We start from the raw sequence: 14,326 nt of genomic DNA on the forward strand, positions 1-14,326 counted from the left end.
GTAGATAAGCTATTTAGATGTATAGATAAAATTTATATGAAAAATAGATTTATTAAGTCAAAAATGTGGAAATAATAAGAAAAATTTAAATTTATGAAAAAAATGAATAATTAAATGCAAAATATAGTTATTTTGCATATCCATCTATAGGGATGTGTGGTTAGAATAGGCTCACCGTGCACTAGATCTCTCTCGTGATTTATGAATATTTTAATCGTTGATGATCATCCATTATTTCGTCATGCTTTAATTCAGGCTGTTCGTTATAGTTTACCTCAAGCTCAAATTCATGAAACTGCAGCTGTAAATGAATTCTATGAACGCTTAGAAAAGGGACCAGAGCCTGATCTAGTTTTACTTGATTTGAACCTACCAGGTGCTTCAGGTTTCTCAGCATTGGTGCATGTTCGAGCACAGTATCCTGCATTACCAATAATAGTTGTATCTGCACACGAAGAAGTGTCGATTATCCAACGCTCAATTGCACATGGTGCTATGGGATATATTCCTAAATCAGCACATCCGAGCAATATTGGCGAAGCAATTCGTCAAGTATTGGAAGGTGAAATTTGGTTACCACCAAATTTACCTGCAAACTTGAATTTTGATCCTCGTGCGGCTGATGAAACTGCATTAGCAGAACGTATTCAGTCATTAACACCACAACAGTTCCGTGTATTAATGATGGTGGCAGAAGGCTTATTAAATAAGCAAATTGCGTATGAGCTAGATGTATCGGAAGCGACAATTAAAGCGCACGTTACTGCAATTTTCCGTAAGTTGGGTGTACAAAATCGTACACAAGCGGTATTGGCAATTAATGCACTAAATATTGAAGAAAAAAATATTTAAATTGAAATAAAAAAAGACCTCTTAATGAGGTCTTTTTTTATGGCTAGAATTTAAGAATTACTAATTTTTAAACCAGATAACCATGAGCGTAATGAGGCAGGTTTCAATGGTTTTCTTAGTAAAATAATATTTAGCTCTTTGAGTCTTTGCGGTAGTTCAGGATCAGAATCTGCTGTAATAAGTGCAACTGGGGTATTTTCCTGACGATGTTCCAAAATAAAATCGAGTCCGACTTTATTGTTGTTTAAATGCTGATCGACCAACCAAACTTGAATATTTTCACGTTGAATAATTTCAGCTGCTTGTTCAGGTTCAGTCGCTTTAAAGACTTGATAGCCCCATTTTGTAAGTAGGGTTGTCATACCTTCTAAAATCGCCTCATCATTATCTAGACATAAAATTTTATATGCTTTGGACTTTAATGGAATTGCTTGAGTTGGTGCAGCAATGACTTTCGGTGCTTCTACAATTGGAACTTCAATGATAAAGCATGAACCTTTTCCATAAGTAGAATACACATGGACAGGGTAGTTCAAGAGACTGGTCATACGTTTAACAATAGCAAGACCGAGTCCAAGTCCTTGTTCGCCCCATGGAGATGTATGTCCACAACGTTCAAATTCTTGGAAAAGTTTAATGCGTTGTTCTTCTGCGATCCCTGGTCCTGTATCCCAAACGCCTATTCGAATATGTTGAGGTTTTTCAGCCGAACGTAAAATTCCGACTACAACGCGCCCTTTAGCCGTATAACGCAGTGCATTACTCACAAAGTTTTGAATAATACGACGAATCCATTGCGGGTCGGTATCAATCCAAAATTGGGCATCATGTACACTGAACTTAATATTACGTTGCGCTGCAATTGATTTAAATTGAAGTTCTAAATCACTAAGTAAGTCATGTAATGGATAAGATTGACGTTTCGGTTGGATGGTTCCACCTTCTAAACGTGCAATATCTAATAATGCTGACAACATGCTTTCTGCACCATGTAATGCTCGATCAAGTTGCTGTAGCGTTTTCCGATCATCATCACATTGCACACTTTGTTCTAAGGCTGTGCTAAATAAGCGTGCTGCGTGCATAGGTTGTAATAAATCATGGCTGGCAGCGGCAATAAATCGGCTTTTTGACATGTTGGCTTGGTCGGCTTGTTCTCGAGCAAGTTGTTGCTCTGAAAGGGCATTTGCTAATTGTTGTGTTCGATCTTGAACACGACCTTCAAGTACTGCTTCGTTTTCACGGAAGGCAGTAATGTCTGCAAATGTTGTAACAAAACCACCACCTTCAATTGGGTTGCCACGCATTTGAATAACGCGACCATCTTTACGAATACGCTCAAATTCATGTGCGCTACCCACACGCATCCAATGCATACGTTTACGAACATGTTCTTCTACAGAACCTGGACCACATTCTCCACGTTCTGCGTTATAACGAATAAGATCTGAAATTGGGCAACCGACATATACAATATCTCGTGGATAGTCGAACAATTTCAAATATTGATTGTTCCATGCAACTAAACACATATTGGCATCAACAACACTAACACCTTGGGTCATGTGATCGATCATGGTCATAATCAAGTTTTGATTAAAACGCTGCCATTGAGATGCTTGGTCTAGAATATTGGCAACTTGCCCAATCGCAAGACCATTATTGACCATAGCTGTGGTTAGTAAAGTACGTGCAGATGCTGCACCAATAGTTCCTGCTAAATATTGTTCGGTGAAGCGCCACCACATACCATTCGCACTACTATTTTCATTGAGTTCTACATTATTCAATGTGCAGAATTGTTCAAAAGCTTTTATGGTTGGCTCTTCGCCAGTAATACGTTTTGCAAGTGTAATTAAGTCGCGAACTTTTAAACGAGCAACATCTTGATGAGAAAAACTCACTTCATTGTTTGTGTTTTGAGATGGTAATGGCTTAGTTTCATAATAAAAGAAGCTTTCCGCTTGTATTTGTTCTGCAACACTTGGACGGAATATACGAGAAACCCAAATATATAGAACGATATTCAAGCCCAAAGACCATACAACACCATGTGTGAGAGGTGCTAAAGATTGAAAACCTAGCAGGGCTTCAGGACGTAACCAGTCAATACCTGCTGGGCCAAAAGTTAAGAAAGAATGTACAAAATCATGAAAATTCTGCGGTAAACTTCTTAATATAGTCGGTAATAATAAGGTGTAAGCCCATACAGCAAAGCCTGTAATTAAGCCTGCATAAACGCCTTGTTTACTACCACCTCGCCAATACAGACCGCCAATTAGTGCAGGTGCAAATTGTGCTACAGCACTAAATGCAAGTAAGCCAAAGACAGAAAGTTGGTCAATGTCATTAAAAAAGTGGAAGAATAAAAAGCCGAGCAACATCACCACTAAAATACATACACGACGTGTAAATTTAAGGACTAATGGTAGGCGCTTATCATGGCGAGTAAAGATTTTAAAACGCCATAAAGCAGGCATAATTAAGTCGTTACTAAGCATAATAGACAGTGCAACAGAAGAAACAAGCAACATGCCTGTAGAGGCAGAAAATCCACCTAAAAATGCAAGTAAAGCTAACCAATCTTGGTTATAGCTTAAAGGTAAAGATAAAACAGCAATATCAGGAATTGCTAAATATTGTGGGGCAGCATGCATAGCCCAACTTGCAATAGGAATAATCGCAATAGTGGTTAAAATTAAATAAACCGCAAACCAACGTCTTGCACCTCGAATATGTTTTTCATCTCGAAGTTCAACAACGGCAACGTGAAATTGGCGAGGTAAGCAAATAATAGCAAGTGCTGCAAGTAAGGTTTGAACCCAAAAGGTATCAGGTACACCGTACATTTTAACTTCATTGAATGTATGAGAAACATCTCGTGAAATAATATGAATATTTTCTGGGGAGTCAAAAATAAAGAAACAAGCCACAGCAAGTAAGGCAAAAAGTTTTACAAAAGATTCAAATGCTACAGCAAGCATCAGACCGCCGTGCTGTTCTGTATTGGCAATTTGGCGTGTACCAAAAATCATAGCCAAAATAGCTAAAACACTTGTTAAGAATAAAACGCTGTTTGTGGTACTTGCAACGCCAGCAGCAGGTTCTAAAATTACAGCGGCACTGAGTGCAATTGCACGAAGCTGTAACGCCAAATAAGGAACAATAGCAATAACGGCCAAAATAGTGACTAAAGAGGCAAGTGCTCCAGTTTTACCATAACGGGCTGCAATAAAGTCGGCAATAGATGAAATAGTATGATGCTGTCTTACTCGACCTAAGCGTCGCCAAATGTCATAGCCTAAAGCCACAAAAAGTAAGGGACCTAAGTAGATGGGTAAGAACAGAATACCTTGTCTTACTGCTGCACCTGTAGAGCCATAAAATGTCCATGAAGAACAATAGACACCCAGTGTGAGGCTAAATAAAAACATTCTGCCACGGGTACTTAGGCGACTTGCATGCTTTTCACCAAAAAATGCACACATAAAAAGTAATGCGATATAAAGGGCAAGCACCCCAATAATAAGCCAGCTATTCATATTGCCCACAGCACAAGATCTATAAGTTAATCATACTCTATTCATGAACTTGGCAGTTTAAATTGATTATTTTTTAGCGACCAAAGTCTAAATTACAAGCATGTTTAAGATTGTTACTTTGAAGAGTGAGAATTCGAATTAAAAATGTTGTGTCCAAGGTTGGACATGTTAAGGAGTCTGTTTAATGGATGATAAACAAGTAGAACGTATTCTACAAAATCCAAAATTTAAGGAAATGGTAAGTAAAAAAAGTACATTAAGTTGGACTTTAACTGCCATTATGCTTTTTGTCTATGTAGGTTTCATGCTTTTAGTTGGTTACAACAAAGAATTTCTTCTTAGTTCAATCTCTGGTGGTGTAACCACTTGGGGTATACCTCTAGGTCTGGGCATTATCGTTTTATCCTTTTTATTATGTGGTGTTTATTCATACATCGCAAACAATAAGCTAGATAAATTAAACGAAGAAGCAATTCGTGAAGTTGAAGCAATTGCTCAGGAAAAAGGACAGAATTAAGATGAAATGGAATTCACTTAAAGCACTTGTCGCATCTACGGTACTTATGTCAGGCATGGCATTTGCTGGCCCAGATTTAGGCGAGGCGGAACAACAAGCAACAAACTGGCACGCAATTATCATGTTTGTGATTTTTGTTGGTGCAACATTATTTATTACCAAGTGGGCTGCAAAGCAAACAACTAGTACCAATGACTTCTATACAGCAGGCGGTGGTATTTCGGGCTTCCAAAATGGTTTAGCTATTGCTGGTGACTATATGTCGGCAGCATCATTCCTCGGTATTTCTGCCATGGTATTCATGTCAGGTTTCGATGGTTTACTTTATTCATTAGGTTTCATGGTAGGTTGGCCAATTGTATTGTTCTTGGTTGCCGAGCGCTTACGTAACCTAGGTAAGTTCAACTTATCTGATGTTGTTTCTTTCCGTTTAGCGGAGAAACCTGTACGTACTTTGGCTGCTGTTAGCTCATTAGTTGTTGTTGCTTTCTATTTAATTGCACAGATGGTAGGTGCAGGTCAGCTAATCAAACTATTGTTTGGTTTAAACTATAATATTGCTGTGGTAATTGTGGGTTTACTCATGATGGCATACGTAATGTTTGGTGGTATGTTGGCAACAACTTGGGTGCAAATCATTAAAGCGGTGATGTTGCTTTCAGGTGCAACTTTCATGGCATTTATGGTAATGAAAGGCGTTGGTTTTAGCTTCACTGAAATGTTCTCACAATCTATTCAAGTTTTCGCTAAAGTTCATGATGTAACTTTAGAGCAAGCTAGTGGCATTATGGGACCAGGTAAACTTGCTGCAAATCCAATTGATGCAATTTCTTTAGGTCTTGCATTAATGTTTGGTACAGCAGGTCTTCCACACATTTTGATGCGTTTCTTTACAGTTAAAGATGCAAAAGAAGCACGTAAATCTGTAGTTGTTGCTACAGGCTTTATTGGTTACTTCTACCTTCTAACATTCATTATTGGTTTTGGTGCGATTCTTTATGTATCGAATAACCCTCAATTCCTTGATGTTGCAAAAATGGCAGTTACTGGCAAGTTAGAGCTTGTTGGTGGTAATAACATGGCAGCGGTTCACTTGTCTGATGCGTTAGGCGGTGACTTGTTCATGGGCTTTATTTCAGCTGTAGCATTCGCAACAATTCTTGCGGTTGTAGCTGGTTTGACGTTATCTGGTGCTTCTGCAATTTCTCATGACTTATATGCAAACGTATTCAAGAAAGGTCAAACAACACCTGAATCTGAACTTCGTATGTCTAAAATTGCAACTTTAGGTTTAGCAATTTTTGCAATGATTTTAGGTATTTTGTTCGAGAAACAAAACGTTGCATTTATGGTTGGTCTAGCATTCTCTGTAGCAGCATGTGCAAACTTCCCAGTTCTTGTTCTTTCAATGTTCTGGAAAGGCTTAACAACACGTGGTGCGGTTGTTGGTGGTGTAGTTGGTCTGGTAACAGCGGTAACGCTTATTATTCTATCTAAAGCTGTTTGGGTAGATACATTGGCTATTTCTGAAACTCCAATTAACCCATTTAATGGTCCTGCAATTTTCGCAATGCCATTATCATTCTTCTGCTGCTGGTTGTTCTCTGTGACTGATAATTCAGCACAAGCACAAGCAGAACGTAAAGCATTTGATGCACAGTTTGTACGTTCACAAACTGGTGTTGGTATTTCAGGTGCATCTGACCACTAAAATGAATTGCTTCAAATAAGAAACCCCGAAAGGGGTTTTTTATGATCTAAAATTTAGTTTCAACTTTTATTTAATGTAAAAAAAGGTATTAACAATAATAAAACAGATATCTAACAGCTTTATTTTTAACAGTAAATTATTCTGTATTCCTGCTTAAAAAGTTCAAAACGCTCTTTATTCACCCACGGTGAATGTCTTCTTTTGACCATACGGTCTTTCTGTTTTTATAAATAATTAAGATGGGGGAAATATGCCTTCTAAAAAATTAGCATGGTATGGGAATATCAATCCAAATGTATTTGTTAGCACAGTAGCAATTATTGGTTTGTTTCTTATGGTGGTTTTAGTTGCACCAAATTCGTTTGATTTATTAACGAAACAACTTACGCAATGGGTTACAGATTCATTTAGTTGGTTCTATGTATTGTCAGTTGCGATCTTTTTGATCCTTCTGATTTACATTGCTGTATCAGATATGGGGAAAATTAAACTTGGACCCGATCATAGTCAGCCTTTGTATAGTAATGGCTCTTGGTTCGCGATGCTATTTACTGCGGGAATGGGCATTGGGTTAATGTTCTTTGGTGTTGCCGAACCTGTTATGCATTATGTATCTCCTCCTACAGGAGAACCAGAAACGATTCAGGCTGCACAGCAAGCCATGAAAGTAACCTTTTTCCATTGGGGCTTACATGCTTGGGCAATTTACACCATTGTTGGTTTAGCACTTGCTTATTTCGCGTATCGACATCATTTACCTTTAAAAATTCGTTCTGCTTTATATCCTTTAATTGGCAATAAAATTTATGGACCAATTGGAGATGGTGTAGATACATTTGCCACGATTGGTACGGTATTTGGTGTAGCAACGACTTTAGGATTTGGTGTGACCCAAATTAACTCAGGTCTCAATTATTTATTTGGTGTAGAGCAGTCTCCAACAACCCAATTAATTCTAATTATGGTGGTGAGTACGATGGCATCCTTATCTGTATTTCTAGGTTTAGATAAAGGAATTAAGCGTCTTTCAGAATTAAATATCGTGTTAGCGTTGATACTTTTATTATTTATTTTCTTTGCAAGCTCGACCATTTATTTACTGCAAACAACAATTCAAAATGCAGGACAGTACGTTTCTAATTTATTTACCTTAACTTTTAATCTTTATGCCTATCAGCCGAATGGATGGATTGGTGGATGGACAATTATGTATTGGGCATGGTGGATTTCATGGTCACCATTTGTTGGTATGTTCATTGCCCGTGTGTCTAAAGGGCGTACCATCCGAGAATTTATTGTAGGCGTACTTTTTATTCCGACAGGGTTTACCCTCATTTGGATGGGCTTTATGGGAAATGCTGCATTAAACAGTATTTTAAATGAAGCAAATACAACACTAGTTACAGCAGTTCAACAAGACTCATCCGTTGCATTATTTGAGTTTTTAAATACATTGCCTTTCCCAGGGTTTATGAGCTTACTTGCGACAGTTTTAGTTATGCTATTTTTTGTGACTTCGGCGGACTCGGGTGCTTTGGTGACCGATTATTTAACTGCAAAGTCTGAAAACTCACCAATATGGCAGCGTCTATTTTGGACAGTTTTGATGGCATTTTTGGCGATTGTACTTTTGTTAAATGGTGGCTTAGGTGCTTTACAGTCTGCAACGATGCTGAGCGCATTACCCTTTACGTTTATTATGCTGTTAATTTGCTGGGGCTTGGTCAAGGCATTGCGATTAGATGTCACCAAAATGCAAGCATTGCAAGATGCTCGAATTACCCCTCGCGCAATTAAAAATCCAAGAAGTTGGCAGCAGCGTTTAGGGTTAATTATGCACTATCCGCATACGCAGCAAGAAGTAGATTGTTATATTGAAGATGTGGTGCAAAAAGCCTTTTTAAGTTTACAAAAAGAATTTAATCGCCGTGATTTTGATATTTCTATTCAAGAGGTTGATGGTGGGTTGGCGCTATGGGTGAACCACCACGATGAAATTAATTTTGTATATCAAGTTATCTCACGCGAAACAACAACGCCTAGTTTTATGACGGAATCGCAAGCAGATGATCTGCAGAATTATCAAGCAGAAGTTTTCTTGCGTGAAGGTGGGCAAAATTATGATGTTATTAATTGGACACAAGAGGATTTGATTCAGGATATCCTCGATCAATATGAACGCCATTTACACTTTTTAAGTTTAGTGCGAATGGAACAGCCATAAAAAAAGGACGCATAAGCGTCCTTTTTCATATTCAGAATCTAATTTAAATTAGAAACGGAATTTAGCATTTACGCCAACAGATTGAGCATTTTTCTCAGTTGCATCTGTTGTAGCATTAACATAATCAACACCAACAGCAACAGCTGGAGTGATGAAGTAGTTTACGTTAGCACCCCAAGCTTTAGCGTTGTTATTTGCATTAGTGTTCACAAAAGAAGCACCAACGCTTAGAGCTGGATTAAGGTAAAGAGTAGTGCCTAAGTTATAAGCAGTATCACGACCATAAACTAAGCCAGCATCAAAACCGATAGACATGTCAGTACCATCGATAGCGCCTACATATTTAGTACGAGCAGTAACAACATCTTTTTTGTTGCCAATAGCATCAGATTCTAAAGCAGCTTTGATAACACCGTTTTCAAGAATGCTGTTAGCATCATAAGAACGTTGAGTGTTAACGCTTGTATAACCTACAGCAACTAAGAAATTAGGAGTAACTACTGCACCAACTTCTAATGCATAACGGTCACCATTGTCTTTCTCAGAAGAACCTTTAGTATCGTTATGAGTGTGGCTATAAGCAGCGCTAGCATATACAGGCACTACAGAAGTAGGGATGTATGTTTCACCTTTAACGCCATAAGATTGGCTAGCTACACGATTTTCGTTTGTAGCTTTGAACTCACCGTAGTTATACGCAACAGAAACGTTAGATGCTTGGTTTAAAAAAGCAGCTTCAGCTAAAGGACCTTTAGAAGAATCTACATTTTTGAAATAGTAAGTACCAGCAGCAGCGCCAGTGAAGTTTTTGTGAGCTTCTTTAGCATCAACAAATTCAGATTGACCTTGAACTTCTACTTGGTATGCTTGAGCACCGGTCATTGCTAATAATAATGCAGTGGCTAAACCGAGTTTTTTCATGATAGTTACCAGTTTTATAAAAAAAGGGAATTCGGTTGTCATTGTATTGTAACAATTTATTAAGTCAATGAACTTAAGTAACATAATTGGATTGTGCAATTGCATTATTTTTTTTGTGGATAAAAAATGATCTATTGGGTGATTGTTTGTCAACCAAAAAAAAATTTGGTTTTACAATGATCTAATAACTAATTTCATAAGAATATGATGTACTTAAGTAAAAAATTTATTATTGTAATAATAGATTAAAACAACGATGTTTATCTAAATATAAAATCATGAAATGCTAAATCTTTGTTAACTTTTACATTAATTTTTCATAAATCGAAGGCAGAGAAAGCCTTTAAAAACACTTTACATATCAAGAAATATATTGAATAATTATTCAATAACCTGATTGTATTGGTTGGATTTAGTCAATTTAACATATGAAATTGATCTTAATTAAGCTTTGAAATGTGCTTAATTCTCCACACAAGATTTACTTTTACATGCTCAACTTTCCCCAAGGTTGAGCTTTTTTTTATCAAAAATATGTAAGCACCAATATGGTGCAATAATTATTAATTAAATACATATGTTTTTAATTTTAGACAAAAAAAAATCAGCTTCTTATAGAAGCTGATTTTTTTATCGCCAAAATTTGCGGGTAAATCCATAAATCTGCTGAGGAATTTATTTATTTGCCCTAATGAGGTGCATTATGCACTCATTTGATGCAACTGTAAATAATTGACCTAGTTTTTTTATTATATTTGTTGGAAAAATGTCCTCTAGTAACTTTGGCTGAATTTATTTTAAGTAAGGGGAATATGTTAGTTGTTTAAAATAAATGATTGAAAGATCAATTGAATTAATTAGTTTAAAGCATTTAAATTTTACAGTATGTTTATTGTTAACATTTGTATATTATGTAATCTTAAAAAATGAAAGGTTGGAAGTTTGACCTTTGTGCACTAGAGGATAGGCTCTAATGAAGCAGAAATTACGTTCGGAACATATTCGATCTAGATTATTTTGGTCGATGAGTATCATTATTGCTTCATTGTTAATTATTTCTATTCCTTTAACTGTAAATAGCTATTTTAATTATAAAAAATCAGAACTAGCGTTGTCTGAAATCTTAGTTTTGCAAGATGTTGTAGAATTGGCGAATAATATTTCCAAAGAGCGTGCACCTGCGAATAAAGCAATGTCTAGTTCGCCTATAGAGTTAAAGACAAATTTAATTGAGCTTATTGAATATAGAAAACAAGTAGATCGACAAATTGAAAAAACGATTTATGTATTAAATAGTCATGGTTTTTCAGAGCAATCTGAACAACTTTATATTCATCTTATTAAAAAGTTAGATGAAGGGCGTACGGCTGTAGATCAATATATAGAAGCACCTGTTTCACAAAGAAGTGAAGAACAGTTAGATTTGGCAATTAAAAAAATGTTTGTTGCTTGGGATTCTACGCATGATGTTTTAAAAAGTATTGTTTATCGTTCTGTTGGTCGTACATCAAATATTTCAGATAACTATACATTAGTACTGTTATTGGCAGATTTAAGAGATCAAGCAGGGCGAGTTGCTTCATCAATTATGGCTGCATTAACTTATCAACAGCCGATCTCTGTACTTAACGAATCCAACTCGTTGCAAAATCAGTATCAAGTTCATTATTTGTGGGATTTAATAAATACTTTACAACCATCGGAACAACGTACTGAAGAATATTTAAATTTACATAAAAAAGTTCAGGCGGAGTTTATTAATAAAGGTATTCCTATTGTTACTAAATTACTTCAAGAAAGTAGAGAACATAAGCCATATTCATTGGCAGCGACAGAATTGACTAAAGAAATGGTGGGTAAGTTTGCAACGGTTGTAGATTTACAAAGTTATATTTTAAAAAGTAGTTTGGCTTCAGTTGAGCGTAGCTATAAAAAAGAATTTAGAAATTTTTTGTTTACCTTAGTGGTGTCAATAATTTCATTATTTTCAGCATTATTTACTTTAATTTATGCTCGCAGAAAGGTTTTTGCACCATTAATTGAAGCAAGACAAAAAATTTTAGAGCTTTCTGATGAGTATAAAAGTATTTCAGATCAGGTGATTGATAATCAGAATGAAATTTCACTATTTGAAGCAATTCAGAAACTGCAAACAATGTTGCAACAGCGAGATATTCTAGAATTTCAATTGCGTAATATTGCCAATACTGATGTTTTGACAGGTGTGTCGAATCGTTTGGCATTGAATGAATATCTTCGTTTACTTGAGCTTAGACCTGAGCGTTTAACGCAAACAGGTTTAATTATTATTGATATTGATGATTTTAAAATTGTGAATGATCGTCTGGGACATATTATTGGCGATCAGGTCATTAAGTTTGTTGCGGATACTTTAAAAGAGCACTTAACATCATCTGAACTTGTTGTGCGTTATGGCGGTGATGAGTTTTTAATTATTGTTGATCATGCGAATTTTAAAGATGTTTTGATTTTGGCAGAGCGAATTCGTCAATCGATTCATCAGTCAGATTGTTATATTAAAGAGTTAAATGAAGTTGTGAATGTATCTGTAAGTGCTGGTGTTGCGGTTGGTGCTAATTCTTGGATGGCACTTTTAGAGCGTGCAGATAAGTCATTGTTGAATGTGAAAACTCAGGGTAAAAATGCTGTTTTAGGTTGATCTGAAACAGCCTTTAAGTTTGTTGAATTTATTTTAATTAGAAAATCTATTTTAGATGGTTTGGTTTTATAAAGTACTTGAGTTATAACTATTTTAAGTGTTTTGTAAGACTATGATTATGAATGTTAAAGAGCAAGAAAAGCGCTTAGAAGATATTTTTAGAAAAAATAATAATGAGGGTTTTGCTGTCGCGATTACAGGATGTTGGGGCGTTGGGAAAACATTCTTTTGGAATAATTTTATAAATGAAAAGGCCAAAGCTGAACAAGACCGCCAATATTTACCTTTTTCGATTCGAGAAAAACATAAAAATCTATTTAATAAAAAGTATTCATACGTATCTTTATTTGGCATAGAAAACTTAGCAGACTTTAGGGCAGCTATTTCTATGAATATGAGCAGTAACTCTTTTAATGAAAATGTAGATAAAAATTTAGAAGTTCCAAAACTATTAAAAAATTATTATCAGGTTTAAGAGATGTGAAATTTAATAATAGTGAATATGGTATTAGCGGTTCAGCTCGTTTATTAGAGTCGCTTTTATATCAGCAAGTTAGAGATGCAATTATTTGTTTTGATGATTTTGAAAGACTGTCGGATAAATTAAAAATCCAAGATGTAATGGGCTTAGCCAATCAATTAAAGTTGGAACGAAACTGTCAAGTTATATTGATTTTGGATGAGTCTAAAAATGATGAAGAAAATAAGAGAAAATATGCTGAATATAAAGAAAAACTGATAGATGAAACGATAAAAATCACATCTGTTGAACCTTTGATTCGAGCGAAATCTGAAGAGGCAGAGATTGATAAACCATTAGTTGATTTAATGGTGAAATTTGCTGAGAAGTTAGAAATTCATAATTTTAGGTTTTTTCAAAAAGTGATAAAGCTTTATAAGCAATTTATAGAGCAATTATCAAATGAAGTTGCTTATTCGACCAAAGAGATTATTTTAGTTCGAATATTACAAGGCTATTTTATAGAGGATTTTGGAGAAAGTTTAAAAGTTCAATGGAATGATTTTCCGTTAAAGCGTCCTATTTCTGTAACATTGAATAAGAAGTACAAGGCTGATGAAGAACAAATTAAAGAGCCTGAATTATTTAATAAAATTAGAAGCTTTTCCAATATTTTGGCATATAGAATGGATGAATGGTTAATTGAGTTTAAAAAATGGTTTGAGCAGAGAGATATTTTAGATTTTGAAAAAATGAAAGTATTAGCAGAATCGGATTTAATTTCAGATGAAAAATTAATAATTAATAATGAATTTCATCAATTATTTCACGAATTTTGGAATTGCAAAGCAGATCATACTTTTTCTCAGAGATTCTTTGTTTCAAGTATAAAAAATATTGGGCTAGCAAATTTAGGAAATCTAGACTTTGCTATAACTATTTTAGAAAAGTTAGGAGCTATTGATAAATCTAAGAGATTAGAGGAAAAAGTAAAAGAATGGATTGCTCAACAACTTGAATATGATCGAAAAGCATTTAGAGGAAGAAATGCCTTTGGACAAGGTGAGCATAGATTTGGTGATTTTATAGATGATTACTTTAAAGAAAATCCACTAATAGGATTACCCTCTGTAATCGATTCGATAAATGCTTATCTTATTGTTGAGCAATGGTCAGAGGAGCATGAGCTAGTTATAAATCGAATGAATAAAGAAGATTTAAAGCAATTTGTCGAGATTAATTATTTCCAAGATGAGCGTTTTTCAAATATATCTGTAATGGTATTGGTTGAAAAATTTCCCCAAAATTTAAAAACTCTTTTTAAAGAAATTTTAGAAGAAAAGAAAGGGTTATCTGAGTTTCATAAGAATTATTATGATTTTTTAATTTCAAGAATTGATAAATAAAAAAGGGCTCTTA

General features: G+C 35.3%; 9 protein-coding genes. 7 read left to right on the forward strand and 2 right to left on the reverse strand.

All coding sequences use genetic code 11. The features are described 5' to 3' along the window. The first annotated feature begins 201 nt into the window (after positions 1-201). A complete protein-coding gene (locus tag AC5YDH_RS04585) occupies positions 202-852 on the forward strand; it encodes a response regulator (RefSeq protein WP_496117189.1) in 651 nt (216 codons plus the stop codon). A gap of 50 nt (positions 853-902) precedes the next feature. On the opposite strand, the gene AC5YDH_RS04590 is transcribed toward AC5YDH_RS04585, so the two are convergent. Continuing rightward, positions 903-4,394: a hybrid sensor histidine kinase/response regulator gene (locus AC5YDH_RS04590; protein WP_496117191.1), complete on the reverse strand. Its 3,492-nt coding sequence runs from the start codon at positions 4,392-4,394 to the stop codon at positions 903-905. 184 nt (positions 4,395-4,578) lie between these two features. Between AC5YDH_RS04590 and AC5YDH_RS04595 the strand changes: the two genes are divergently transcribed. The 3 genes from AC5YDH_RS04595 (at position 4,579) to AC5YDH_RS04605 (ending at position 8,846) form a co-directional block, all read left to right on the forward strand. After that, entirely contained in the window at positions 4,579-4,911 is a 333-nt protein-coding gene (locus AC5YDH_RS04595; protein ID WP_496117193.1) for a DUF485 domain-containing protein, read from the forward strand. 1 nt (position 4,912) lies between these two features. Continuing rightward, positions 4,913-6,622, forward strand: coding sequence for a cation acetate symporter (locus AC5YDH_RS04600; RefSeq protein WP_496117195.1), 1,710 nt, complete (start codon positions 4,913-4,915; stop codon positions 6,620-6,622). Between the two features lie 250 nt (positions 6,623-6,872). Beyond that, positions 6,873-8,846: a glycine betaine transporter gene (locus tag AC5YDH_RS04605; protein WP_496117197.1), complete on the forward strand. Its 1,974-nt coding sequence runs from the start codon at positions 6,873-6,875 to the stop codon at positions 8,844-8,846. Positions 8,847-8,894: 48 nt separating this feature from the next. Here AC5YDH_RS04605 and omp33-36 read toward each other — a convergent pair whose 3' ends face one another. Beyond that, positions 8,895-9,809 carry a porin Omp33-36 gene (omp33-36, locus tag AC5YDH_RS04610; RefSeq protein ID WP_496117199.1) on the reverse strand — a complete coding sequence of 305 codons (915 nt, stop codon included), beginning with the start codon at positions 9,807-9,809 and terminating at the stop codon, positions 8,895-8,897. Positions 9,810-10,740: 931 nt separating this feature from the next. Here omp33-36 and AC5YDH_RS04615 point away from each other — a divergent pair. The 3 genes from AC5YDH_RS04615 to AC5YDH_RS04625 all read left to right on the forward strand — a co-directional run bounded on the left by AC5YDH_RS04615 (position 10,741) and on the right by AC5YDH_RS04625 (position 14,313). After that, the gene (locus AC5YDH_RS04615; RefSeq protein ID WP_496117201.1) at positions 10,741-12,447 is read left to right on the forward strand and encodes a GGDEF domain-containing protein; all 1,707 of its coding nucleotides are present in this window, start codon (positions 10,741-10,743) and stop codon (positions 12,445-12,447) included. A gap of 118 nt (positions 12,448-12,565) precedes the next feature. Further along, positions 12,566-12,922 carry a P-loop NTPase fold protein gene (locus tag AC5YDH_RS04620; protein WP_496117203.1) on the forward strand — a complete coding sequence of 119 codons (357 nt, stop codon included), beginning with the start codon at positions 12,566-12,568 and terminating at the stop codon, positions 12,920-12,922. A 5-nt stretch (positions 12,923-12,927) separates the two neighbouring features. Continuing rightward, positions 12,928-14,313, forward strand: coding sequence for a hypothetical protein (locus AC5YDH_RS04625; RefSeq protein WP_496117205.1), 1,386 nt, complete (start codon positions 12,928-12,930; stop codon positions 14,311-14,313). The last annotated feature ends 13 nt before the right edge of the window (positions 14,314-14,326 follow it).

This window comes from Acinetobacter sp. FY683, from assembly GCF_059515885.1.